Consider the following 24999-nt stretch of genomic DNA (forward strand, 5'->3'; position numbering starts at 1 on the left):
AGCTCTAGGCAGCCGAGAGCGCGGCCACGATCCCCTCGCAACTGCGAGCGGTGGCCCGGGCCGCGAACCGGACCTCGCGCGCGCTCAACGGATGCTCCGCCACCCGCATCCACCGGGCCAGCGCGTCCTGCGCCGCGGCGAGCAGCAGCGACGGCACCGCGTCGGGCGGCAACCCGAGCCGCTCCGGCGCCGACGCACCCAGTCCCCCCAGAAGCCTTTCCATCTCGGCGAGTTGCTCCGGACGCCCGGGCAGCCGCTCCGACCGCAGCTGATGCAGCAACCTGACCTCGACGAACTCGTGGGCGCTGGCCCGGATCTCCTCGACCGCCGACACCAGCCCGGGATGCCCGCCGACCACGCCGTGCAGCGCGGCCAGCGCCGACCGGGCCTTCAGCACCTGGGACCGGCTGACGAACTGCACGCCCAGCACGTCGGTCAACCGCGCCAACCCGCTCTGCGCCAGCAGCTCGCGCGCCAGCGCGGACGCGTTCGTCGCGGCGCCCGAACGGATCAGCGAGACGCTGAGCCGGACCCCGAACACCCCGAGCCGCCCCAGCAGTTCCCGCCGCTGCGCCGCCGGCACCGGAACCGGGGAGGACGCAGTGGCGAACCGCGACGCGGTCAGCAGCAACGAGACCACCTCGTCGAGGTCGGCGGCGGCGAGGGTCGCCAGGGCCCGGAACTCGCTCTCGCGCAAGGTCGCGCCGGCGGCGGCGAGCAGCCCGGCCACCGGGACGATCACCGGGCACAGCCGGCGCATGCGTTCGTCGGCCTGGTAGCGGGAGGCCACCCGGTGGGCCGACTCCATGGAATCGAGCTGGCAGCCGCCGATCTCGTCGGCCCGGGACAGGACACCGATCGCGTTGATCGGCGATCCGTTGGCGAGGTCGTCGCCGTGGAACGCCTCCAGGAAGTTGAGGTCGCTGCCGTGCATGTGCCGGAGCAGGTAGATCACGGCGTCGGCCTGGCCCGGGGAGTCCTCGTCGGCCTCCAGGAACGAGTACGTCCGCTGGGAAACGTCTGATGACAGCGACGCGAGACCCGGAGTGTCGATCAGCGTGTGCTGCCGCAGCCGGCGCGACGGCACCTCCACCACCAGATGGTCCACCTCGACGAGCGGCCGTCCGAGCGACACGCGCAGGGCGCCGGCCACGCGGTCGAACGGGCGCGGCTCCACGTCGCCGTCGGCGAGAAAGGATCGGACGCGGTACGCCGCGCCGTCGCGGTACCAGGTGACGACGCGGGTGCACTCCCCCGCGTCCGTCGGCGCCAACTCCTCGCCCACCATCGCGTTGAGCAGCGTCGACTTGCCGGCCTTGACCATCCCGGCGATCGCCACCCGCAGCGGCTCCTCCAGCCGGGCCGAGGCGGCGGCGACCACCTTCAAAGAAGAAGGATCGGTCAACTCGCGCGAGGCCTGCGCCAGCAACGCACGCGTGCGGTCGAGGAGGGTCATGCCGAGATCCGTCCGACCAGCGAGTCGATCTCCCGGCCGCGGGCGTCGAGTTCGGCGGCGCGGCGGGCGCGCTGGTGCTCCGGCACCGCGGACCCGTTCCGCACCGCCGCCAGGGCCGCCGCCGACGAACGCTCGGCCAGCCCGGCCCGGTTCGCGAACTCGTCGCGCAGGAATCGTTGGGTGCGCCGCACCGCGTCCCGGGAATCCTTGCTCACCAGAAAGGCCACCTCGTCGACGTAGCGCTGCAGCTCCTGGCGGGCCACCTGCCGACGGGACTCGATCTGCCGCTCGCGCTCGACCCGCAGCAGCTTGCGTCCCACCGTGAGCCCGACCACGAGCCCGAGCGGCGCGGCCACGGTGAGCCCGAGCAGCGAGCCGAACGCGCCGAACATCACCGGAACGAGGATCGCGACCCGGGCGGCGGTGAACGCGCTGAGGAACTGGCTGGTCGAGCGCTTGTCGAAACGTGTCTCCGGGCTGGCGACGTCGGCCAGGGTCACGGCCGGCGCCGGCAGGTCGAGGTCCAGGCCGTCGTATTCGAGGTCGAACCGTTCGGCGACGTCGCGCGCGAGCTGCTCGGTCCGTGTCACCAGCGCGAACAAGTTGTCGACGGCCGCCGCCGTCGCCTCCTTCGCCGCCCAGCCCTGGAAGTCGTGCCACGTCTCGCGCGGGTCGCCGGCCTCGATCATCGCGGTGCCGCGCCGGACCATCGCCCGCAGCCGCTCCCGCAGGTCGTGCTCCACGTCCGTCGACAGGTCCTGGATGCCGTCGACGAGCATGGTCTGCCAGCCGCCCGCGCCGGCGGCGAGGCTCTGGCTGCGGCGGGCCTTCTCCGCGTACCGCTCGGTGAGCTCGGGAACCGCCTCGGGCGACACGACCACCGCCTGCTCGGCCGCGACCTGCTCGCGCAGTTGGGCGAGCACGAACCCGGTCTCCTGTGCGGCCGACCGCGCGGCCGCGCTGTCGGAGCCCATCAGCACCTGCTTGTACAGCACGTCGAGCAGGCGCGGGAACCCGGACTCGGAGTTGAGGTCGGTGCTGTTCCGGCGCGCGGCGAGCAGCCGCAGGAACGACGAGACGGGCACGATCGGCAGCTCCAGGCCGGCCCGGGACAGGTGACCGCGGTTGAGGTCGACGATGCGCCGCCACTCCGCCTGCAGGTCGATCTTCGTGACGACGACGACCACCGCCGGGCACCGGTCGATGGTCCGCTTGAGGAAGTCGACCTCCGGTGCCGTCAACTCCTGCCGCGCGTCGGTGACGAACAGCGCGGCGTCGGCCAGCGGCAGCGTGCCCAGGGTGAGGTTTCCGTGCGCGGAGTCCAGCCCGCCGACGCCGGGTGTGTCGATGAACGACAGCCCGCTGGCGAGCAGCCGCCGGTTCAACTGCACCTCGACCGCGCGCAGCTTCTCGTCGGGGTCGTCGCGCGTCACGTACTCGCGCAGCCGCTCGAACGGCACCTTGGCCCGCGTCGCCACCGTGCCGTCGGGTCCCGCGATGTGCGCGACCACCGCTGGCCGCCGCCCGTAGCGGACGATCGTCGGCACCGCCGTGACAATGTCGGCGTCGACGGGGCACACATCGGTGCGCAGCAACGCGTTGACCAGTGAACTCTTGCCCTGCTTGAACTCGCCGACCACGGCGACCGGCACGTTCCGCCCGACCAGCCTGGCCCGGTTGCCGTCGAGCCGCTCGGCCAGGTCGGTGCGGCCGGCCTCCAGCGCGAGGTCTCGGGCCCGGTCGAGGTCGACCACCGCGCGGGCCAGTTGCGGACTCTGCGCCACCCGGCCGCCGATATCGACACCGTCGGGATCGCTCACCGGCCCGACCCTACGCGACGGCGCTTCTCCTCGTAGGCGCGCTTGGCGCGGGCGAACCGCGGCGCGCCCCACCGCTCCCGCAACCGCACCAGCGGACCCTCGAACGTCGCCGCACTGAGCGACTTCCCCACGACGTCACCGAGCGTCGCATACCCCGTGGCCAGCGATCCGTACGCCGACTGATCATCGCCGACGAGTTCGGCGACCGCCGATTCGGCCACCGCCGCCGCGATGTACTGCAGCACCGCCACGCCGTCGAGCGCGTGCCGGCGCGCCGCGCGGATCTCGGCCAGCGCCCGCGGCAGGTCACGGTCGTCGAGCGCCGCCGACGCCGCGACGAACGCGAGGTCCGTCCGCAGGTCACGCGCCGCGGCCCCGGCGGCGTCGACCGCGTCGCGCGCATCGCGCAGCAGCCGCGCCGCGTCAAAGATCTGAGGGGACGCCGTGCCACCGACCGCCGCGACCGAATTCTCGCCGCTGGTGGCCGGCGCCGTTGGCGAGCCGCTGGTGGCCGCCGCCTGGATCAACAGCGACGCCGTTTCGGTGGAATCGTCGGCTTCCGCGGCAAGGTCCCGCAGGATGGCGGCCGCTTCCCCGCCGAGCCCGGCCGACGTGAGCGCCAACGCCTGCATGCGCCGGAGCGCGGTGGCCGTGGCCGGGGAGGCGGCGTGCCCGGCCGCCTTCCCGTACGCCGCGGCCGCGTCCGCCGCCCGCCCGAGAGCCACCAGAGACTCGGCAAGCTCCGCGTAGGCCGCGGTAGCCACCTCCGCGGCCCCGTCGTACATATACGACGCTCGATCCGGTGTGCCTTCACGGCCGAAACCCGCACCGGATCGAGCGTCGTTTATGTCGGGCCCGGCAGTGGCCCCACCCGCGGCGCCGGCCGCACGTGTGGCGGCTTCGGCGACGGCGGATTCGGCGTGTCCGGCGGCGCGGCGGGCGGTGGCGACGGCGTCGTTCGGGTCGCCGAGGGCGCGGTCCAGGGTGGCCGACAACCGCAGCGCGCGGCTGGCCAGCACGGCCTGGCCGCCGGCCTCGGCGCGGTCGCCCAGGTGCCGGAGCGCGGTGCGGGCACCCGCCAGGTCACCGGCCGCCGTCAGCATTGCCACCCGCTGGAACGCCGCCTCGGCGTCCACTGTGGACACCTCACCAGGTGGACTCATCGGTCACCTCGTATCCCTGTGCCTCCAGCCGGACGCGGGTGGCCGCGACCGCCTGGCGGCGCTGCTCGCGGTGCCGCGCGGCCCACGCGGCCAGATCGGCGGCGAGCTGGTCGTGCCGCGCCTGTACGTCGGTGGCCGCGCCCACCGCGGCGGTCGCGTCGGTCCGCGCCAGTTGTTCGGCGTCGGCGGCGGCCGCGGCGTCGGACGCGTTCTGCGCGCCGAGCGCGTCGACCTGCTGCTGGGAGCGTTGCACGGCCGCGCCGGTGGCGGTGGTGCGGCCCGCCTCGCCGGTGAGCGCGGTCGCGTCGGCGGAGAGCTTGCCCATCTGCATCGGGTGCTGCGCGTTCTGGCCGGAGACCAGCATCTTGGCCTGGGCGAGCTGGGCCATGAACCGCACCGCGTCGGCGTTGAGCTGGTTCATCTTCGCCGCGCCGCTCTCCGACACCAACGAGACCACCGCCCCGACGCCACCGGTGACCGCCGCCCAGCCACCGAGCATCACCTCCAGCGTGGCGAACCCGGTCATCCGCGACGCCGACGAGGCGAGGCTGGTACCGGCGTCGGCCTGCCGGGTCTGCTGCTCGCGGTTGGCCGCCGCGGTGTCGGTGACGGCCGTGGCCTGCTCGGCGGTGCGGCGGTCGAGTTCGTCGACGCCGCCGGCGACCGTCACCAGCTGCTCGGCCCGGCGGGCGGTCTCGGCCTGGTCGGACTGCGCGGCCGCCGCGTCGGCGTCGGCCTGTGCCTGGCAGACGAGCAGCGTCGCGATCTCGCCGCGCATCGCCGCCAGTTGCTCGGGGGTGCCGGGCGGGCGCTCGTACGCGGGGTTGACGGGCTCGACATGACGCCCGCCCGCCCCGCCGCCGCCTCCCCCTTGGGCGATCGCGGCGGCGCTGGCCGCGTCGTTGGCGGCGTCGAGGCTGCCGACCGTCTCGTCGGTCAGCTCGGAGGCCTTCGCCCCGAACATCTTGCGTACGAACGGCACGCTCGGCGGCACCTGCACCGGAACCGACGCCACCGGCGTGCTGCCCTTCGGGATGGTGCCGAACGGCAACTGCGCCTGCGGGCCGCCGCCCGGGTACATGGCCGGCAGGCCCGGCGCGCCCGACGCCTCCGGCTGCGGGGCGACGGTCGACACCACGCGCGGCGTCGCCGGGTCGATCTCGTAGACGTTCATGGCGTTGATCGGGTCGTTGGCGAACGGCTGATTGCCCGGTGCGTCCGGCATCCAGCCGCGTGGCAGGGCCGAGTCGTCAGCGATGGCCTCCTGACCGGCCAGCGCCCGGGCCTGGGCGTGCGCGACCGCCGCAGCGAGCGCGTCGTCGCCGTCGAAGACGTGGTCGGCCCACGAGCCGGGCTGGCCGACCCGCACCGCGTACGCCGCGTCCGGCTGGTAGTCGCCGGTTCCGGGCAGGTGCAGGGTCGCGTCGGCGTCCCAGATCTTCTTGCCGGTCAGCGGGTCGATCACCGCTTCGCCGGTCTCGCCGCGGAACGGCCCGAACTGGCGGGGGATCTCGTTGCCGTCCGCGTCGACCAGGTGGCCGTGTCCGTAGCCGAGGGAGGCCAACGGGGTCGGCTTGTCGGCGTCGGCGATCAGATTCTTGAGGCTGTTCTCGCCGCCCATGCCGCCGATGGCGACCCGCAGTTCGTTGAGGTTGGGCTCCGGGTCGAACCGGGTCCGGGGACGCACCGAGGAGGCGTCGAGCGGGTCGTCCTGGATCGTGTGCGCGATGCGCCGGGCCACGCCGGGCTGCGGTTCGTGGCCCATCAGCAGGCCGGGGATCACCGAGTCGTCGAGGTCGAGCGCCGGCTCGCCGTGCATGATCGGTTGCGTGCTCATCGGCGCGCCGTACGCGTCGACCAGGTTCGGGGTGACGTCCGCGCCGATCGGGTTGCCGTTCGCGTCGAGCAGGCCCGGTGTGGTGGTCCGCGTCCCGGGCAGCGGGCCGCCGGCGGCGACCTGACCGTCGGCGCCGAGCACGGTCGCGTTCGGGTTCGCGGCGAGTTGCCGGGCGGCGTCGAGCTCGTCGGGCATGAGCACCAGCCGCGGCGTCGCCTCGACGAACGGCCCCTCCGGGTGGACCGGCGCCCGGGTGTTGGTGCCGGCCGCGTCGGTGGCCCGGGCGGCGCGGTTCGGGTCGGCGGGCAGGCTCAGCCGGTCGCCCGCCTTGCCGCCGGCCTTCGACCCGGCGAAACCACCGAGGACGCCACCGAGCGCGCCGGCGCTCTCGGACAACTGCCCGCCGGTCGCCTGCACGGCCCGCGGGTCGGCCTCGGACGTGAACGAATGCAGCGACCGGAACAGCAGCACCAACGACTGCCCGAGGATCTTGATGACGCCGAGCACCGCCGAGGCCAGCGACGCGCCGGTGGCGATCGCGGTCGCCGGGGTGGCCACGGCGAGCGAGCCCCCGAACGTCGGGATCGCCAACGCCCACGCGATCGCCGCCACGATGCCGGCGACCAGCCCGATCGTGTCGAGCGCGTTGCCGGCGATGTCGAGCCCCGCCACCACCGCGTCGATGTTGTTGGCCGCCCGTTCGTACCACGTGGAACCCTCACCGGCGGCGGCGAACTTGGCGGCGAGCTCCGCGCGTCCCTCCCCGAACAACTGCCCGTAGAGCGACACCGCACCGATCGCGCCCCCGATGATCGCGCCGACCACCGGCACCGGGATCCGTCGCACGGCGAGCCGCGAGGCCGCCCGCGTGGTCAACTCGAGGGCCACACCCATGCCCGCCGCGGGCAGGACCCCGCCGCCGAGACCACCGCCGACCTGCTCGGCAACCCAACCGGCCCGATCCGCCGACCCGGCATCCCCGACCGTCGCGGCGGCCGACCCCCACCGCTCATGCTCGGCCAACTCGTCGTCGACCAGGACCGGATCGATGGCCGGCTGATCGACGACGGGCTGCTGATCGGGCAACCCCGACGCGCCGGAATGCACCATCGGCTCGCCCACGACCTGGGCCGGCCCGACGCTGCTCGCCGGATCCCGGCCCGCACCGGGACCGCCGTTCGAGGAGTCGAGCCCGGCCCGCTCTCCACCGGCGCCGCCACTGCCCGCACCGCCCGCGCCCCCGGCACCGCCATTGGCCGCGCCGCCGCCCGCGCCACCGCCCGCGCCACCGCGGCCGGCACCACCGCCGCCTGCACCGCCGCCTGCACCGCCGGGCACCTGCTCGCCGGAGATGCCAGGCCCGCCGACACCAGCCCCGCCGCCAGCGCCGCCGCTGCCGGCGCCACCACTGCCGGCGCCGCCGCCCGCACCGCCGGGCACCTGCTCGCCCGAGATGCCAGGCCCGCCCACACCAGCCCCGCCGCCGGCACCACCAGCGCCAGTCCCGCCGCCAACGCCGGCGCCACCGCCGCCCGCACCGCCGGCGCCACTGCCGCCCGAGCCGCCACCCGCGCCGCCACCGCCTGAGGTGCCTGCGCCGCCGGCACCGGTTTCCGGGGGTGCATCGGGGATGCGGGTCTGCGTCGCCAGGGACATTGCGGGAACGGCGGGCTCACCGCCGTCCATTGAAGATTGGAGCGGGTCCACCGACATGCCGGCAGGCCCGGGACCGCCGGGACCACCCGCGGACATCAGGCGGGACATCGCGCCGTTGCCGCCCGCGGTGAGGGCGTCGAGCGTCGGCGGCGCGGGCCCGAAGGGAGCCGGACCGACGGAATCGGTCGCCAACTCGGTGGGCCGGTCCGTCTCCTGCGCGCGCGTGCGGCCGGGCATGAATCGAGGTTTGACGCACGAAGGTCAATTCGCAAGCGTCCGGGGCCGATGTGCGCGGATGTCTGCCCGTTCTCCCACCCGGTCTCGCAACGTCTCAGGATTTCGAAGGGCCCGGGCATCCTGGGGGATGATCAGACGCATGGAAGGTTGGACCGACGAACTCACCGAACTCGCGCGGCGCCGGGTGCTGGCGGCCGGGCTCGGGGGGCCGGCCGCCGTCGGGCGGCAGGTGGCGAAGGGGAAGCTCACGGTCCGCGACCGCATTCACAAGCTGGTCGACGCGGACAGCTGGCGCGAAGTGGGTGAACTCGCCGGGCGGCACACGCCCGACGGGTTCACGGCCACGAACACGGTGTTCGGGCGGGCGACGATCGGCGGGCGCAGGGCGGTGGTCGTCGGCGACGACTTCACGGTCCGGGGTGGGGCGGCCGACCCGACCGGCATGGCCAAGCAGGTGTACGCGGAGAAGATGGCCGGCGAACTTCAAGTTCCGCTGATCAGGCTGCTCGACGGCACCGGTGGGGGCGGGACGGTCGAGTCGCTGCTCGACATGGGGCACACGTACGTGCCGTACAACCCCGGTTGGGACGAAGTGGTGGCGAACCTCGCGCGCATCCCGGTGATCGCGGTGGCGCTCGGGCCGGTGGCGGGGCTGGGCGCGGCCCGGCTGGTCACCAGCCACCTGTCGATCATGGTGCGGGAACTGAGCCAGGTGTTCATCGCGGGGCCGGCCGTGGTCGAGGCCGGCATGGGCGAGCGCGTCGACAAGGAGACGCTCGGCGGGTGGCGGCTCGCGGCGAAGGCCGGCACGGTCGACCTCGTCGTCGACACCGAGGACGAGGCGCTCGACCTGGCCGCCACCCTGCTGACCTACCTCCCGGCCAATGCCACCGAAAGAGCGGCCCGGGGCGAGGGCGCGGCCGTCGAGTCGGATCCGATGCTGCGGGACGCGGTGCCGAAGGACCGCCGCAAACCGTACGACATGCGGGCGATCCTGGCCCGGGTGTTCGACCCCGACAGCGTGCTCGAGGTCGGCCGCTACCACGCTCCGTCAACGATCACCGCGCTCGCCCGCCTCGACGGCTGGCCGGTGGCGGTGCTCGCCGCCGACCCGCGCGTCTACGGCGGCGGCCTCACCGCCGAGGGCTCCGACAAGCTCACCCGGTTCGTCGACCTCGCCGAGACGTTCGGGCTGCCCGTCGTGCACCTCGTCGACCAGCCCGGGTTCGTGATCGGCAGCGCGTCCGAACGGAACGGCACCATCCGGCGCGGGGCGCGCGCGGTCGCGGCCATCTACGGGACGACGGTGCCGTGGGCGTCGGTGCTCGTCCGGCGGGTGTTCGGGGTGGCCGGCGCCGCGCACCGCCCGCACCACCGGCACACGTTCCGGGTCGCCTGGCCCAGCGGCGACTGGGGGTCGCTGCCGATCGAGGGCGGCGTGGAGGTGGCGTTCCAGCGCCGGTTCGCCGAGGCGGGCGCGGAAGCAGCCGCGATGAAGGCGGAGATCCTCGCGAAGCTGGAAGCGGTGCGGGCGCCGGCGCGTACGGCCGAGGTGTTCGGGATCGAGGACGTGATCGACCCCGCTCACACGCGTCCCCTGCTCTGTGAATGGGCCGACGACGCGTATGCGTCGTTGGCCGCCGCGCGTTCGGCGGCGCGAAATTACCGGCCCTGATCCGCGCGTTCGCGGGTGGACTGCTCGGCGATCCAGGCGTCGATCTTCGCCCACCAGTCGTAGAGCCACGCGATGCGCGCCTCGCGACCGGCGGGGACGTCGGCCGGCGGCACCGACCACCAGCGCATCGTGAGGTGACGGTCGAGCGGCAGGCCGCGCCACACGTCGCTGACGCTGTCGAGGTCTTCGAAGCCGGTGTGCCCGACCAGCACGATGCCCGCCTCGGGCGCCGCGTCGAGGGCCGCGAGCACGCCACCGGGCTGCGGCGCCAGCACGTGCCGCAGGCGTTCGGCGCGGCGGGCCCACTGCGGCAGGCCCAGCTTGCGCAGGCGCTCGATCGCGCGGGTGCGCCGCCCGGGCGTGAAGTTGCCGCCCTCGGGAAAGATCAGGAGGACGTCGTCACTGTCGAGCCCGGTGGCGAGCGTCGCGATGTGCTCCTCGGCGCTCATCGTGCCCGGGTGCGTCGAGCGCTTGGACAGGAACCGGTTCGGCAGCCGGTTGAGCACGATGTCGATCGCCGGGTCCCATTGCAGGGTGTCCTTCAGCACGATGCGCGGCTCGCGGTCGTACCAGTTGACCAGCGCGTGCGTGATGATGAACGAGTCGCCGGGGCCGGCGTGCCGGCAGAAGATCAGCTCCGGGCGGCCGGGCGCGGCGATGTCGGGGTCCTCCCCCTCGACGTCGATGCGCAGCCGCAGCGCCGACTTCGCCTGCCGGTACAGCACCGCCAGGAACTGGCCGACCAGCACGTAGTGCGCCCGCTGGAACCACGGCCGGCGCATCGCGAGGCCGAAGCCGGAGCCGATCCACAGGCCGAAGAGCGTGAGGAGGGCGGCGACCTCCAGCGCCAGGTAGACCGCGATCACCCAGAGCACCCGCAGTCCACGCCGCCGGCCCGATCCGAACGGCGAGAAGATCGCCGCGATCAGCAGCCACGCCGGCATGGTCAGAAGCAGGGTGACGCACACCGCGAACGCCACCGGTGCGATGAGCACCCGCCGGACCCAGATCGGTGGCACTACAACGCGTCCAGGTAGGCGCAACTGGCGAGGTAGGCCCGGTCGATGCGGGTCCGGGCGGCGCTCAGGTTCCGGTACGACAGCGGTGAGTCGTCCTTCGACGAGCCGCCGCCGGTGGGCAGCACGTGCGCCTCCGTCCCCGCCGGCAGGGCGGCCATCTCGCGGGAGAACCGGTGCCGCCGCGCGATCTCGAACGCGACCTGCGCGACGTGGAGGTGCCGCTTCGGCGGCTGCAACGGCCGGTCGACCCGGCCCACCTGCAGCACCCAGATCGTGGTGGCGCCGAGTTCCACCGCCCGGCCGACCGGGATCGAGTTCACCACGCCGCCGTCGATGAAGTGCTCGCCGTCGACGGGCACCGGCGGCAGCAGGCCGGGCACCGCGCTCGACGCCAGCACCGCCTGCACCAGCGGGCCCTCGGTGAACCAGTGCTCCGCCGCCCGCTCGATGCTGGCGGCGCAGCACTGGAACGGGATCGGGAGGTCCTCGATCCTCAGGTCCTCGCCGAGGGTGCGGTTGAGAATGCGCCGCAGGGGCGCCGGCGAGTGCAGGTGGGTGCGGCTGGCGAAGCGCCGGAGCTGGCGGGCGTACGAGTCGCCGTAGATCTCCTTCGTCGCCGGCGACGACCACACCGCGGCCAGTTGCGCGATGGCGTTCTCGGTGGGATCGGCCGCCACCGCGGCGCCGTTGACCGCGCCGATCGAGGTGCCGATCACCAGGTCGGGCTTGATGCCCCGTTCGAGCAGCGCCCGGAGCATGCCGACCTCGGCGGCACCGAGCACACCGCCGCCGCCGAGGACGAAGGCGGTCTTCACTGGGGTTTCAGCTGCTTGCGCTCCAGCTTGCGCCGTTGACGTTCCTCTTTGCGTTCGAGTTTGCGCTGCTTCAGCACGTCGTCGGTGGCCTTGCGCTCGACGCTGACGCCGCCGAGCAGCGCCATGCCCTTGACCACGACGACCGGCCCGCCCGACGTGCCGGCGCCCGCCGCGCTGTTGTCGAACCCGCCGAGGATCCCGACGCCGGCGACGTGCACCTCGGCGTCTTCCGGCACGGTGACCTGAACCCCGCCGAGGATCGCCCAGACGCGGATCACCACCTTGCGCTCGGCGAACCTGGCCTGCCGCAGGTCGATGTCGCCGCCGCCGAGCATCGCGAACGCCTCGAAGGTGCCGGGCACCACCCAGTTGCCCTTGCGCTCGAAGCCGCCCAGCAACGCGAACCCGGCGGCCGACGTGGGCTCGCCGCCGAACCGGTCGGGGTTGATGCGCTCGACCGGGGCCTCCGGCTTGACCGCCGACGGCAGGTCGCGGGTGAGCGGCTCCAGATCGGCGTAGGTGCGGGCGGCGTAGACCGAGGCGAGCCGCTCGTCGAGCTCGTCGAGCCCGATGCGGCCCTCGCCGGCCGCCTCGCGCAGCACCGCCGCCACCCGCTCCCGGTCGGCGTCGGAGGCGCGCAGCTCGCGTGGCGGCAGCGGCTCCGGGAGATTCGACATGCCGTCCAGCGTAGTTGACCGGGCCGGGCATTCACGACCGTCGCGTACGGTGGCCTTGGACAACGCGACATCACGGGGAGTTTCAATGAAAGACCTCGCCGACGAGCTGATGGCCGTCTACTTCGACGCGCACCCGCTCGCCGCCACGATCAACGGCATCCGCGACCGTGAGGACGGCCTCACCGACTACAGCGAGGCCGGCGAGGAGGCGTTCGTCGCCACCGTCGCGGGGTTCGCCGACCGGGCGGCCGCCGTCGACCCGGCCACCCTGGGCGCCGACGACCGGATCACCCGGGCCGTGCTGCTCGCGACCGTCGAGCAGATGCGGGCGCGGATCGCGGCCCGCGGCGTCGAGTACGCGATCACCGACACGTGGACGGCGCACGGGCCCGACCTGCTCATCAACATCCCGATGATCGGTCTCACCGAGCCGGCGCACGCCGACGGCTACCTGGCCCGGCTCGGCGCGATCCCGCGGGCGCTGGAGCAGATCGCCGACCGGCACCGGGCCGGTATCGCGGCCGGCCGGGTGCCGGTGCGGCGGCTGGTCGAGGCGACGGTGGCGTTCTTCGACCGGTATCTGGGCAATCGCGCCGGCGACCCGCTGTGCCGTCCGGTGGCGCCCGGCGACCCGGCCACGTTCGACGTTTCGCGGGACCGCGTGATCGACGACGTCGTGCGGCCCGCCGTCGCCCGGTACCGCGAGGTGCTGGCCACCGAGGTGCTGCCGCACGGGCGTCCGGCCGACCGCCCCGGGCTGTGCTTCCTGCCCGGCGGCGACGAGATCTATGCCAGCCTGGTCAGGCTGCACACCACCACGGAGCGCACGCCGGAGGAGCTGCACGAGACGGGGTTGGAACAGGTCGCGCGGCTGGCCGAGGAGTACCGGACCATCGGGTCGCGGGTGTTCGGCACCGGCGACCTGGGGGAGATCTTCCAGCGGCTGCGCACCGATCCGGCGCTGCGGTGGACGTCCGGTGAAGAGCTTCTGACCTCCGCCCGCACCGCGATCAGCCGGGCCGAGGCGGTGGCCCCGCAGTGGTTCGGCAAGCTGCCGTCGCAGGGCTGCGTCGTCGCGCCCGTGCCGGCCGACGAGGCACCCGGCGCGGTCGGCGCCTACTACCTGCAGCCGGCGCTCGACGGCAGCCGGCCCGGCACCTACTACGCCAACACGTACCGGGCCGAGGAGCGCAGCCGCTACACGTCGGAGGCGACGGCGTTCCACGAGGGCGTGCCGGGTCACCACTTCCAGATCACGATCGCGCTGGAGCTCACCGAGCTGCCGCTGCTGCGCCGGTTGGCCGACTTCAACGCGTACATCGAGGGCTGGGGCCTGTACTCGGAACGGCTGGCCGACGAGATGGGGCTGTACTCCAACGACGTCACGCGGCTCGGCATGCTGGCCGCCGACTCGATGCGGGCCTGCCGGCTGGTGGTCGACACCGGCCTGCACGCCAAGGGCTGGTCGCACCAGCAGGTGGTCGAGTACATGGCGGCGAACTCGGTGATGCCGATGGTCGAGATCGTCCAGGAGACCGACCGGTACATCGCCGACCCCGGCCAGGCGCTCGCGTACATGGTGGGGCGGCTGGAGATCCAGCGGATCCGGGCTCTTGCCGAGCAGACGGCCGGCGGACGATTCGACATCCGCGAGTTCCACGACACGGTGCTGGGCGCCGGCCCGCTGCCATTGACCGTGCTCGAGGACGTGGTGCGGAGCTGGGCCGCGTCCTGAGATCGGTGGACTATAGGCGTCGGTTTCGCTGGGGTCCAGCCCAGTTGACCTGTTTCGCCCATACGGACGGTGCATCCCCGCTGAGTCGCCGTCCGCATCCGCCCGCGTCGCCCGTGACGGCCGGCGCGGGCGATGGTTAATGTCGATGCCGAGGCTGCCGCTCGGGGGTGCGGCGGTTTGTCGCCGTCGGCGTGCGAGGGGAGCCACCTGGATGCGGGGTCTGGAGGACGCGCTGGCGCGGATCGCCCGTCGGGACGAACTCCGTGAACGCTCGACCGTCACCCGCCGGAGCGACTCCGTGAGCCCGGTGGTCGACGAGGTCGCCGACGCCCTGCGCGCCGTCGTGGAACGCAACCCCGGCGTGTTCGCGACCGTGGTCGTCCAGGAAGCCGAGACGGCGTGGTCCGTGTGGATCGGCGAGTGGGACGGGACGCTGCACACCCGCGTCACCACCCTCGATCCCGACCCGCCGGTGACCGATTCGGCCCCGCCGCTCAAGCCGGGAGCCTCGCCGTCCTCCTCTCCTGCGGTGACCCCGGTGACCGCGCCGTCCGCCTCTCCCGCGGTGACCCCGGCGGCCTCGCCGTCCGCCTCTCCCGCGGTGACCCCGGTGGCCGCGCCGGTGACCCCGGTGGCCGCGCCCGTGCCGGCGGCGCTGGAGCCGGCCATCCCGCTGCCACGGCGGCGCCCGATGTCCCCGGCGAACCGGCCGGCCGCGGCCCTGCCCGCCGGTCCTTCCCCGCAGCCCGGCCCGGCGCCGATCGCGGACCTCCTCCGCCCCCGGAGCGCCGACTCGTTGTCCGACGCCGAGACGCCGCCCATGGGCTTCCGCCCGCCGCTGGTCGATGCCGGCGCGCCGCTGCCGAAGCGGTTCCCGGACAGCGGTATCCCGCTCCCGCGCCGCCGCCCCGCGCCGCCGTTCGGTGCTCCGCTCGGCCAGGGTCCGCCCGCTCTGCCCTCGGCGCCGACGCCCGCCGCCACGACGCTGCCGCCGCTGTCCGCACCACGGGCGGCGCTCGCCGGGACGATTCCCGCGCAACGGTCACCCGCGCAGGTTCCGGGCGCTCAGGCGCCGGCCTCGCGCCTGTCGGCCGAGTTGGAGGACACCACCTGGCCGCCGCACTACCACCCGTCGCACCGGGTGGAGCGGGCGAGCCACCGGGCCGATCCGCAACCGGCGCCGGCCGGTGCCGCGTCCGCGCTGCCCGTGCCCACGATGCCGGCGCCGCCGTTGGCGGCCGCCCAACGGGTGTCCGGGCCGGCGATGAACGACCGGGTGGCCGGCCGCATCGCCGAGATGCTGCGCCGCGAGGCCAAGCGCGACAAGCACGACAACCGCGGCCTCGCATAAGCCCGTCGCCGCCGGCACTCCCCGGTGTCGATCTTGCAGTTGTGGTGCCAGATAGCGACTGAATTGCCCCGTTTTGATAGGCACCACAACTGCAAGATCGACTCATGGTTCGGGTGCGCCGGGCGGATCCCGGCCCGGCACAGTGTCAGGAGCGGGGACGGGGTCAGGCCGGGAGGGCGCCGGCGAGGGTGTTGGCGATCGCGGTTCTCGGGTGGTCGGGGTTGGCCCAGGTCCAGTTGGGGTGGGCGCGGTTGGTCAGCAGCACCAGCGTCAGCCGCCGGGCCGGGTCGACGAGCAGGGACGTGCCGGTGAAACCGGTGTGCCCGAACGTCAACGGGCGGGCGAGGTTGCCCATGAACCACGGCTGGTCCAGCTCGACGCCCAGCCCGTGGGTCGCGGAACGGCCCGGGCGATCCTCGTCGATGGCGGGCTTGCCGGCGTTGACGTTGGTCAGCATGAGCCGCACGGTCTGCTCGCTCAACACCCGCACGCCGTTGTACTCGCCGCCGTTGATCAGCAGCTGACCCACCACCGCCAGATCGTGAGCGGTGCCGAACAGGCCGGCGTGCGGGGCGACGCCGCCCATCGCGTCGGCGACCTGGTCGTGCACCCGGCCCCGCAGCAGCCCGCGGTTGGAGCGCGCGTCGGTGGCGACCAGCCGGGCGGCACGGTCGGCCGGTGAGAGCCAGGTCAGCGGGAGGAAGCCGGTCTCGCGCAGGCCCAGCGGCCCGGTCAGCTCGGCGGAGACGAGCGAGGCCAGCGACGAGCCGGAGACCTTCTCCAGCAGCTGGCCGAGGATCATCAGTCCCAGGCTGGAGTACCGGAACGTGCCGCCGGGCACCGCGCCCGGCAGCAGCGGCGTGCTCAGCACCGCGCCGGGGTCGCGGGCCTTGTTCAGTGCGAGGCCGACCGGCACGCCGCTGGTGTGGGCCAGCAGCATCGACACGGTCACCTCGGCCTTGCGTCCGCCGGTGAACTGCGGGAGATACCGGGCAACCGGCGCGTCCGGAACCACAGCGCCGCGGTCGATCTGGCGCAGCACCAGCAACGCCGTGAACACCTTGGTGATCGAGGCCAGGTCGAACACCGAGTCGGTGCGCATGGGGACGCGCTGCGACGCGGGCAGTTCGACGGGGCCCGCCCCGTAGCGGAGCGCGTCACCGGTCGCGCCGTGCACGGTGATCTCGCCGTCGACCGCCACCAGCACGACCGCGCCGGTGTAGGTGGCGTGGGCGGGGTTGTCGGGGGTCGGGCTCTGGTAGCGGCGGGCGACCGCGAGCAGCTGCTCGCCGTAGGACGCGGGTGCGGCGGCCGGCCGCAGCGTGCGTCCCGGAGTGAAGACCAACTCGGTGGGAGCCGTCGCGAGCGAGGGAGACGCAGAGGGAGACGGCGAGGAGGAAGACGGCAACGAAGGTGACGCGGCCGGAGCGCCGTCTCGGCACCCGGCCAGCGCGGAGACCAGAGCGCCACCCAGCACCGCGCGGCGGGTGAGCGTCATGCCGGCGGGGGGACGAGGCGGTACACCGCGCCGGCCGCGTCGTCGGTGACCAGGAACGCGCCGTCGGTGTCGACCGCCACGTCGACCGGCCGCCCCCACGCCTTGCCGTTCGGCTCCAGGAAACCGGAGACGAGCACCCGCTCCTCGCCCGGCCCGGACGACGTCCACGGGAAGTAGATGACCTTGTACCCGCTCGGCGAACTGCGGTTCCACGACCCGTGCTGGGCGATCACCGCGCCCAGGTCGGGTGCCTTCGTGCCCTTGGTGAACGTCAGGCCCAGCGGCGCCGAGTGCGCCTGCAGCCCGACGTCGATCGGGGTGGCGGTCGCGCAGTCGGCGGCCTTGCCGTCGCGGTTGAGTTCGTAGTCGCGGTGGAACGGCATCTTCCGGACGCCGTTGTCGCTGTTCGGGTTGCAGAACGGCCAGCCGTAGAAACCGTCCCGGACCACCCGGGTGAACGGCTCCACCGGATAGTCGTCGACGAACGCGGTGACCCGCCGGCCCTTGTCGCCGCTGCCGTCGCCGTCGGCGTCGCGGTCGTCGGGCACCAGCGTGTTGTCGCGGTTGTTCACGACGACCCACAGTTCGTCCGTCCCCGGAACGAACGCGAGACCCTCGGCGTTGCGCAACCCCCGGGCGAACAGCGTGCGCCCGGCGTTGGTCCCGGCCGCGTCGTAGGTGTAGATCGTGGCCCGCTGCGGGTCGCTGACCGTGTCGGACGCGCACGCGTTGCACGTGGACGCGATCGAGACGTACAGCGTGTTCCCGTTGATCGCGATGTTCTTGAGGTAGTGGCCGTAGTTGCCGCGCAGTTCCGGGGTGGACTGGTCGGGCAGCCCGTCGACGGCCACCTCGCCAGGCGCGGCCGTGAGGGCACCGGGCGAATACGCATACCGCATCACCCGGTGCGACTCGGCGATGAACACCCACTGCTTCCCGCCCACCGACGCGAACACCACGTCGTGCGGGTTCCGCAGCCCGGTGATGAAGTCCGAGACCTGCCCGTCCCTGAGCAGGAGCACCTTCCCGGTGCTGGGCTGCGACACCAGCATCGCGCCGTCGGGCGTCGGCGTGATGAACCGGGCCCGGCTGATGCGGGCGTACACCGACGCCGTCCAGCCGCCCGGAAGTTCGAGCGTGCGCGGCCGGTCGAACGGCGCGGAGTTCATCCCGGCGGGCACGGTGACCGGCACCTGGCCGCGCGCGCCGGCCACCTGCGGCAGCGTGGGTGCAGCCGGTACCGCCGTGGCGGGCGCGGCCGCCGGTTCGGCGCGGTCGTCGTCGGAGTCGCCGCACGCCGCGAGGCCGATCGTCGCGACCAGCAGGGTGACGGCCATCAGGGACGGGACACGCATCGGAAAACCATAGCTGTCCGGCCCCGGGCCGGCGTTGCCTGGACCGAGGAGCGGAGGGAGCGCAGCGACCGGAGCGACGAGGGAAGGCGACGCCACCGGGGCACGGGGCCTGCGGCCGCGGATGCGGGCGCATCGAGCATAGTGAGACGCGTGAAGGATGCCATTCAAGCAGGGACCATCACCGTTGCCAGCCGGCCGGGCACGGAGATCGAGGCCTATCTCGCGCGGCCGCTCGACACGCCGAAGGGCGGGGTCGTGGTCATCCACCACGCACCCGGGTTCGACCAGGGCACCAAGGAGATCACCCGCCGGTTCGCCACCTGGGGCTACGCCGCCCTGATGCCGAACCTCAACCACCGGATCGCGCCCGGCGCCGATCCCGACGACGCCGCCGCGGCCGCCCGGGCCCGGGGCGGCAAGGCCGACGACGAACTGCTCGACGACGTCGGCGGCGCCGTCGCGCACCTGAGGAACGAGGGTGTCGCGAAGGTCGGCACCATCGGGTACTGCTCCGGCGGCCGGCAGTCCGTGCTGGCGGCCACCGAACTCGACGTCGACGCGGCCGTGGACTGCTACGGCGCGTTCGTCTTCCTCGACGCGCCCGCCGAGTTCCCGCTGAAGATGGTGTCGTTGCGCGACCGCCTGCCGAACCTGCGCGCGCCGTTGCTGGGCCTGTTCGGCAACGACGACAAGTACCCGGCCCCGGCCGAGGTCGACGAGCTCGACAAGCTCCTCACCGAACTCGGCAAGGAGCACGAGTTCCACCGCTACGACGGCGCCGGCCACGCGTTCTTCTCGGTCGACCGGCCGGCGTACCGGATCGAGGCCGCCCTCGACGGCTACCAGCGGATCCGGGCGTTCTTCGACCGGAACCTGGGGGCCTGACCATGTGCACCTACACCACCGAACAGACCGCGGTCGAGGGCAGCGGCAAGGGCGCCGACGGCTGGTTCCGGCTCCGCACCGCGACCGTCTACTACGACCACCCGGTGCACGCGCTGGCCGATCACACGCTGAACATCGACTTCGCCGACCCGGCCGCCGGGCCGGCGGCGCGGGTGGCCGTGGAGCTGACGGCCGGGTCGGCACTGGCCCTGGTCGACGCGATCCGGGCGGCGCTGGCGGCGGTGCCGGCCGATCTCACCGGGCTGTCGCCCGAGCAACTGCGTCAGGTTTCCGGCTGAAGACTCCCAAGGGGAGTAAGTCGGGAGTAAGAAATAGCCTGCCAGGTTTCGTTGGGTCCTGGTTCCAACGAAAATGATCGGAGGCGGGCGATGTCGGTCAGGGCGAACGACCTCACCCGGTTGCTCGACGTGGTGGCCGCGATGAACGACGCGCCGGACGGCGGGTTCGAGCGGGCCATGCTGACGTCGGCGGCCGAGCTGATCGCGTGCGACACGGTGTCGTACAACGAGCACCGGCTCGACACGTGGCAGGAGCTGCGCTGCGTGGTCGAACCAAGCTACGTCGAACGCAGCCCGGTCCGCAGGGAATATCTGCGCCACCTCGGCGGGCACCCGCCCGTCGAGGCCTGCGCGCGGGGCCGGCTCGCCACCGGCGACACCACCTCGCTGTCCGACCTCATGACCCAACGGGAGTACCGGCGGCTGCCGATCTACGCCGACTACTTCCGGCACCGCGGCGTCGAGGACCAGCTGGTCGCGGTCGTCAAGGCCCGTGACCTGCGCACGGTGCTGGTGGTGTTCAGCCGGTCGAGGCGGGGATTCGGCGACCGCGACCGCACGGTCCTGCGGCTGCTGCTGCCGCACCTGCAGCACGCCGTGCGGCACCGCCGGCGGCTGGCCGCGCTCACGTCGTCGGTCGCCAATCGGACGACGCCGCTCGGCCCCGACGTCTGGGACCGGCTGACCGAGCGCGAGCGCGACATCGTCACCTGCCTGGCGTCCGGCGGCACCGACCAGAAGATCGCCCGCACGCTCGCGATCAGCCCGCGCACGGTGGGCAAGCACCTGGAGAACGTCTACCGCAAGGTGAACGTGCCCGGCCGGGTCGCGCTGGTCGCGCAACTCGCGGTCGCGTAGGACGTACGGAGAACTACGTATGGCGCGCCAGGTAATACAGCCGGACCCTGAGCACCCATGACCTGGCTCCGCTACGACATCGACGCCGCGCCCGTCCACCCGAGTCTGTACGCGTCGCTGGCCCGCACCGCCAGGATGACGGCCGGGGACGTGTTCTTCGTACACACCCCGCTGGGCGTGCGGCTGCGGTGCCGGGCCGACCGGCCGGACACCGCCGACGCCGCCTGGCAGGCCACCCTGTCGGAGGCGCGCGGCCGGGGCTGGCTCATCGCGTGGCGGCCGGCGCCGCACGAGCCGGAGGGCTTCGGCGGACCCGACGCGATGGCCGCCGCGCACCGCGTCTTCACCGCCGACAGCCTGGCCTGGCTGGAGTTCCTCGCCCGCGCCGCCCGGCCGGTGCCGACGGTCGCGCGCTGGGCCGCGTCGCTGCTGATGATCCGGTCGCTGGTCGACGGGCTCGACCTCGCGCCGTGGGAGACCGACGACGTCTGGGACCGCATCGGCCGGAAGACCCGCCACGCCACGCCGGCCGACCCGGCCGTCCGTCACCTCATCCACGCGCTGCGCGCCGGCTGGGACGAGCCCGACATCCTCCGCGACCGCCTCGACGCCCACCAGAACGGCCTGGTGGCGGCGTACGACGTCGCGGTCCGCCCGGCCGCCGCGGCCTGGCGGGCCACCGCGACCCCGGCGCTGCGGCACGGGGTCGCGCTGGCGGTGCTGTTCCACTGGAACCGCGCCGCCATGCCCGTCGCCCACCAGCACCTGCTGGCCGGCTCGCGGATCACGAGGAGCCTCCCGGTCGCCGCATAGGCTGCACCGCATGGACGAGTACGACGTCGCCGTCATCGGGGCGGGGCCGGCCGGCTCGGCCGCCGCACTCGCCGCGCGGCGGAAGGGCGCGTCGGTGGTGCTCGTCGACCGCAGCGACTTCCCCCGCGACAAGCCCTGCGGCGACGGCATCGCACCGCACGCCCTCGACGTCCTGCGCGGCCTCGGCGTCACCACGGCCGTCGACGGGTTCGCGCCGGTTCCGGTGCTCCGCCTGCGGTCGCCGGGCGGCGTCGTGGTCGGGCGCCGCCTCGCCCGGCCGGCCTTCACCGTCCCCCGCACGATCTTCGACGCCGGCCTGGTCGCGGCCGCTTTGGCCGCCGGCGCCATCTGGCGCCGCCGGGCCGTGCGCACTTTGCGATATGACGCCCACCGCGTCCACGTGAACGACGACTTCGCGGCGCGGGTGGTGATCGGCGCCGACGGCGCCGGCTCGACGGTGCGCCGGTTCCTCGGCCACCCGCGCAACCCCGACGGGCACCTGGCGCTCGCGATCCGCGGCTACGCACCGGCGCCCGACGGCCCGCCGGAGCAGCGCATCGTCACGGCCGCCGCGCACTGGCCGGCGTACGCGTGGGCGTTCCCGATCGGCGACGGCCGGGCCAACGTCGGGTACGGCGAGGTGCTCCGCGGCCCAGCGGTCACCCGCGAGCACCTGTTGGAACGGCTGGCCGCCCTGCTCCCCGACGTCGACCCGGCCGGCGTCACCGGCCTGAAGGCCCACCTGCTCCCCCTGTCGACCCGGCGGCCACCGCCCGGGCGGGGACGCGTGCTGCTCGCCGGCGACGCGTTGTCGCTCATCAACCCGTTCACCGGCGAGGGCATCTTCTACGCGGTCCAATCCGGGGCAATTGCCGGCGAAGCCGCCGCTCACGCCGTCACCGATGGTTCTGACGCCGACGCGGCCCGGCGGTATGCCGCGGACCTGAACCGGCGACTGCGCCGCCACCTGCGACACAGCGGCGTGGCGGCGGCGCTCGGCCGGCGCCGGTTCATGGTCGACGCGGCCGTGCGCGCGGCGCGCGACCATCAGCGCGTGTTCGACACCATGGTGGAACTCGGGCTGGGCGACGGCACGCTCACGGCCGCGACGCTGGCCCGGATCGGCGGCGGTATCGTGCGGCGGTGACGGTCGATCTCATGGGGGCCGCCCTTCGGGTGGCGGAGGACGCGCTCGCGGCCGGGGAACTGCCGATCGGCGCGGTGGTGGCGGTCGGCGACGAGATCGTGGCCCGGGCCTGGACCCGCGACGTGGGCCTCGACCGGCGGCTCGCGCACGCCGAGATGCTCGCGCTCACCGAGGCCGATTCGGTGTTGGGATGGCGCCCGCGGGCCGGACCGGTGCGGCTGGCCACCACGCTGGAGCCGTGCGTGATGTGCCTCGGCGCGGCGATGGCGATGCGGGTCGACGAGGTGCACTACGGTCTGGCGGCGCGGGCCGACGGCGCGGTTTCCCTGCTGCGCGACTGGCGTCCGCACGCGGCGATGGACTGGTACCGGCTGCCTCTGCTGCACGGCCCGTCCTACCCCGACGAATGCCGGGCCTTGTTCCGGCGCTACGTCGACACGATGCCCGACTCCGGTTTCCGCCGGTGGGCCTCCTTCACGGCGTCCGATGCATGACTTCATCGGTGGGCTGCCGCCTTCGCTGGCCGTCCAGAAGCGATTGCTGGCCGGCCTGCTGACCGCCGTCGAGGCCGACGACCGCTGGGAGTGGCTGGAACTGGGCTGCTCCGTGGCCGCCGGGCGGGGCGACGAACTGTCCGACCTCGACATGGGTCTGGGTTATCTCGACGAGGCCGTCGTGTCCACAGTGGACGGAATCCTCCGCGCCCTCGGCGACGTGGTCGACGTGTCCGCCCAGCCCTACGGCGGCCTGCCGCGCTGGTGGGTCCAGTACGCCGACGGCGGCCAGATCGACCTGGTGGCCATGCCCGCCGCCGACCGCCGGGGCCTGCCGCCGGGATCGGTGGCGTTGCTGGACCGCGCCGGTCGCCTGTCGGTGCCGGTCCGGCCCTCGATGCTGTCGGCGTCGCCCGACGACCCGCGCAACTGGCTGCTCGACGGCTGGGAGGCGTTGAGCAACGTCGCCAAGTACCTTCGGCGCGGTTCGCTGCTGGAGGCGCTCGACCAGGTCCACCGCGCCCGCGAGCGCGTCTTCCAGTTGTGGGCGGCGGGTTCCGGCGTCCCGTACCCCGCGTTCGGCCTGACCAGCCTGCTCGACGAGCCCGGCCCGTCCCTCCCACCGGGAATCCACGCCACCTACGCCGTCCCCGAGTACGAGTCGGTAAAGGCCGCCGCCCTGGCCACCGCCACCCTGCTGGCACAGGCCGCGCACCACGCCCAGCGCGACCTCGACACCCCGTTACGCGCGTACGTGACGTCCCGCCTCCACACCGCCTGACCCCGTCCGCGATCTTGGACTCCGTGCGGGCCTGGAGCACCGTGCGGAGTCCAAGATCGCGGCGACGCCGCGGCGAATTGACAAGTTTTCTTTTCTATTGGAGAGTGGCTGCATGGCCGACCGGGTGGCTTTGCTCGAAGAGCCCGACACGCTGCGTGGCGCGCTCGCCCCGCTGCGGCGGCGCCTGCTCATGCGGTTGTCCGAGCCCGCCTCGGCCACCGAGCTGGCGCCGGAGTTCGGCGTCAGCCGGCAGAAGCTGAACTACCACCTGCGCAAGCTCGAAGACGCCGGCCTCGTCGAGCTGGTGGCGGTGCGGCAGCGCCGCGGGTTCACCGAGCGCATGTTCCGGGCCCGGGCCGACGCGTACGTGATCGACCCGGCGCTCGTCAGGGCACCGAACAAGCACAAGGGCGACCGGCATGCCGCCGACCATCTGGTCGACGTCGCCGCCACCACCGTGCGGGAGGTGGCCCGCATGCAGAATGCGGCCGGCCGCAAGGGGTTGCGGTTGCTGACGTTCACGCTGGAGACCGAGGTCCACCTCGCCGCGCCCGCCGACCTGCACGCGTTCACCGAGGAGCTCGCCAAGGCGATGGCCGACGTGGTGGCGCGGTTCGACAGCCCCGGCGGTCGGGCGTACCGGGTGGTCGGGGCCGGTCACCCGGCGATCAGAGACACCGAAGAGGAGAACGATGACCGAGCTGCCTGATGGACCCGTCATCGAGGTCACCGTCGCCGCGCCCGCCGACGCGGTGTGGGCCGCGCTGCGCGACCCGGACCTGATCCGCCGCTGGCACGGGTGGGACGTCGAAGAGCTGGCCGAGGAGATCCGCACGATCTACCTCAACGGTGTGACCGAGGATCCCGTCGCGCGCACGCTGGAGATCAACGGCGGCGACCGGTTCACTCTTCACGAAATATCAGACAATTCCACCGTCGTCCGCATCACCCAGGCGCCCAAGGGCAGCGACCCCGACTGGGTCGACTACTACGACGACATCACCGAGGGCTGGTGGACGTTCCTCCACCAACTGCGGTTCGCCGTCGAGCGGCACGGCCTGGCCGAGCGTCGCACGATCCTCTTCCACGGCGTGCTCGCCGACCCCCGGCCGATCCTCGACGCGGCCGGCCTCCAGGCGCTGCGAGCGGTCGAGCCGGGTTCGGCCTACCGCGCGGTCGCGCCCAGCGGGGAAGATCTTTCCGGGACGCTGTGGGCACGCCGGCCGTCGCAGGTCGCGGTGACGGTCGACGGCTGGGGCGACGGGCTGCTGATCCTCGCCGACCAGCCGGTCAACCCGCACCGGCCGGAGGGCGGGGCGATGCTGCTGCTCACCACGTACGGCCTCGGCGACCCGCACTGGGAAGCGTTGAAGGAGCGGTGGGGCGCATGGTGGGAGAAGCACCGGGCGCCCGACCCGTTACCGTAGG

22 protein-coding genes are annotated in these 24999 nt (G+C 73.6%); 13 read left to right on the top strand and 9 right to left on the bottom strand.

The window, feature by feature from the left end; genetic code table 11:
* Positions 1–4: 4 nt before the first annotated feature.
* The 4 genes from Vau01_RS14110 to Vau01_RS14125 are packed head-to-tail and all read right to left on the bottom strand — an operon-like array spanning position 5 to position 7299.
* The gene (locus Vau01_RS14110; RefSeq protein ID WP_203991989.1) at positions 5–1456 is read right to left on the bottom strand and encodes a dynamin family protein; all 1452 of its coding nucleotides are present in this window, start codon (positions 1454–1456) and stop codon (positions 5–7) included.
* Positions 1453–3276, bottom strand: coding sequence for a dynamin family protein (locus tag Vau01_RS14115; protein ID WP_203991993.1), 1824 nt, complete (start codon positions 3274–3276; stop codon positions 1453–1455). Before Vau01_RS14115 ends, Vau01_RS14110 begins: the two co-directional genes overlap by 4 nt.
* Positions 3273–4439, bottom strand: coding sequence for a hypothetical protein (locus Vau01_RS14120; RefSeq protein ID WP_203991995.1), 1167 nt, complete (start codon positions 4437–4439; stop codon positions 3273–3275). Before Vau01_RS14120 ends, Vau01_RS14115 begins: the two co-directional genes overlap by 4 nt.
* Positions 4423–7299: a hypothetical protein gene (locus Vau01_RS14125; protein WP_203991996.1), complete on the bottom strand. Its 2877-nt coding sequence runs from the start codon at positions 7297–7299 to the stop codon at positions 4423–4425. The genes Vau01_RS14120 and Vau01_RS14125 overlap by 17 nt, the downstream gene beginning before the upstream one ends.
* Here Vau01_RS14125 and Vau01_RS64615 point away from each other — a divergent pair.
* Positions 7288–7863: a hypothetical protein gene (locus tag Vau01_RS64615; protein WP_203991998.1), complete on the top strand. Its 576-nt coding sequence runs from the start codon at positions 7288–7290 to the stop codon at positions 7861–7863. The genes Vau01_RS14125 and Vau01_RS64615 overlap by 12 nt on opposite strands.
* Positions 7864–8308: 445 nt before the next feature.
* Entirely contained in the window at positions 8309–9844 is a 1536-nt protein-coding gene (locus Vau01_RS14135) for an acyl-CoA carboxylase subunit beta (protein ID WP_203992000.1), read from the top strand.
* On the opposite strand, the gene Vau01_RS14140 is transcribed toward Vau01_RS14135, so the two are convergent.
* The 3 genes from Vau01_RS14140 to Vau01_RS14150 are packed head-to-tail and all read right to left on the bottom strand — an operon-like array spanning position 9832 to position 12355.
* Positions 9832–10839, bottom strand: a complete 1008-nt coding sequence (locus Vau01_RS14140; RefSeq protein WP_239151570.1) for a 1-acyl-sn-glycerol-3-phosphate acyltransferase — start codon at positions 10837–10839, stop codon at positions 9832–9834. The genes Vau01_RS14135 and Vau01_RS14140 overlap by 13 nt on opposite strands.
* A 23-nt stretch (positions 10840–10862) precedes the next feature.
* Complete coding sequence (locus tag Vau01_RS14145; protein WP_275423941.1) at positions 10863–11678, bottom strand: patatin-like phospholipase family protein; 816 nt, start codon at positions 11676–11678, stop codon at positions 10863–10865.
* Positions 11675–12355, bottom strand: a complete 681-nt coding sequence (locus tag Vau01_RS14150) for a DUF1707 SHOCT-like domain-containing protein (RefSeq protein ID WP_239151571.1) — start codon at positions 12353–12355, stop codon at positions 11675–11677. The genes Vau01_RS14145 and Vau01_RS14150 overlap by 4 nt, the downstream gene beginning before the upstream one ends.
* Before the next feature lie 85 nt (positions 12356–12440).
* Between Vau01_RS14150 and Vau01_RS14155 the strand changes: the two genes are divergently transcribed.
* Together Vau01_RS14155 and Vau01_RS14160 are read left to right on the top strand one after the other, a co-directional pair.
* A complete protein-coding gene (locus Vau01_RS14155; protein ID WP_203992002.1) occupies positions 12441–14090 on the top strand; it encodes a DUF885 domain-containing protein in 1650 nt (549 codons plus the stop codon).
* 211 nt (positions 14091–14301) lie between these two features.
* Positions 14302–15441, top strand: coding sequence for a hypothetical protein (locus Vau01_RS14160; RefSeq protein WP_203992004.1), 1140 nt, complete (start codon positions 14302–14304; stop codon positions 15439–15441).
* A gap of 163 nt (positions 15442–15604) precedes the next feature.
* Here the strand turns inward: Vau01_RS14160 and Vau01_RS14165 are convergent, their stop codons facing one another.
* Together Vau01_RS14165 and Vau01_RS14170 are read right to left on the bottom strand one after the other, a co-directional pair.
* Positions 15605–16939, bottom strand: a complete 1335-nt coding sequence (locus Vau01_RS14165) for a serine hydrolase domain-containing protein (RefSeq protein WP_203992006.1) — start codon at positions 16937–16939, stop codon at positions 15605–15607.
* Positions 16936–18294 carry a PQQ-dependent sugar dehydrogenase gene (locus tag Vau01_RS14170; protein ID WP_203992008.1) on the bottom strand — a complete coding sequence of 453 codons (1359 nt, stop codon included), beginning with the start codon at positions 18292–18294 and terminating at the stop codon, positions 16936–16938. The genes Vau01_RS14165 and Vau01_RS14170 overlap by 4 nt, the downstream gene beginning before the upstream one ends.
* 150 nt (positions 18295–18444) lie before the next feature.
* On the opposite strand from Vau01_RS14170, the gene Vau01_RS14175 reads away from it, so the two are divergent.
* The 9 genes from Vau01_RS14175 (at position 18445) to Vau01_RS14215 (ending at position 24998) form a co-directional block, all read left to right on the top strand.
* The gene (locus Vau01_RS14175) at positions 18445–19179 is read left to right on the top strand and encodes a dienelactone hydrolase family protein (RefSeq protein ID WP_203992011.1); all 735 of its coding nucleotides are present in this window, start codon (positions 18445–18447) and stop codon (positions 19177–19179) included.
* A 2-nt stretch (positions 19180–19181) separates the two neighbouring features.
* A complete protein-coding gene (locus Vau01_RS14180; RefSeq protein WP_203992014.1) occupies positions 19182–19478 on the top strand; it encodes a DUF6295 family protein in 297 nt (98 codons plus the stop codon).
* 90 nt (positions 19479–19568) lie between these two features.
* A complete protein-coding gene (locus Vau01_RS14185) occupies positions 19569–20336 on the top strand; it encodes a helix-turn-helix transcriptional regulator (RefSeq protein ID WP_203992017.1) in 768 nt (255 codons plus the stop codon).
* A gap of 57 nt (positions 20337–20393) precedes the next feature.
* Positions 20394–21149 (top strand): thiopeptide-type bacteriocin biosynthesis protein, encoded by a 756-nt coding sequence (locus Vau01_RS14190; protein ID WP_203992020.1) that lies wholly within the window; start codon positions 20394–20396, stop codon positions 21147–21149.
* Positions 21150–21159: 10 nt separating this feature from the next.
* The gene (locus Vau01_RS14195) at positions 21160–22296 is read left to right on the top strand and encodes a geranylgeranyl reductase family protein (RefSeq protein ID WP_203992023.1); all 1137 of its coding nucleotides are present in this window, start codon (positions 21160–21162) and stop codon (positions 22294–22296) included.
* A complete protein-coding gene (locus Vau01_RS14200; protein ID WP_203992026.1) occupies positions 22293–22790 on the top strand; it encodes a nucleoside deaminase in 498 nt (165 codons plus the stop codon). Before Vau01_RS14195 ends, Vau01_RS14200 begins: the two co-directional genes overlap by 4 nt.
* Entirely contained in the window at positions 22783–23571 is a 789-nt protein-coding gene (locus Vau01_RS14205; RefSeq protein WP_203992028.1) for a hypothetical protein, read from the top strand. The genes Vau01_RS14200 and Vau01_RS14205 overlap by 8 nt, the downstream gene beginning before the upstream one ends.
* 112 nt (positions 23572–23683) lie before the next feature.
* Positions 23684–24280 (top strand): helix-turn-helix domain-containing protein, encoded by a 597-nt coding sequence (locus Vau01_RS14210; RefSeq protein ID WP_203992031.1) that lies wholly within the window; start codon positions 23684–23686, stop codon positions 24278–24280.
* A complete protein-coding gene (locus Vau01_RS14215) occupies positions 24264–24998 on the top strand; it encodes a hypothetical protein (RefSeq protein WP_203992033.1) in 735 nt (244 codons plus the stop codon). The genes Vau01_RS14210 and Vau01_RS14215 overlap by 17 nt, the downstream gene beginning before the upstream one ends.
* Position 24999: the final 1 nt, after the last annotated feature.

Origin of the sequence: Virgisporangium aurantiacum (assembly GCF_016863635.1) — a bacterium.
In the GTDB taxonomy this organism is placed as follows: domain Bacteria; phylum Actinomycetota; class Actinomycetes; order Mycobacteriales; family Micromonosporaceae; genus Virgisporangium; species Virgisporangium aurantiacum.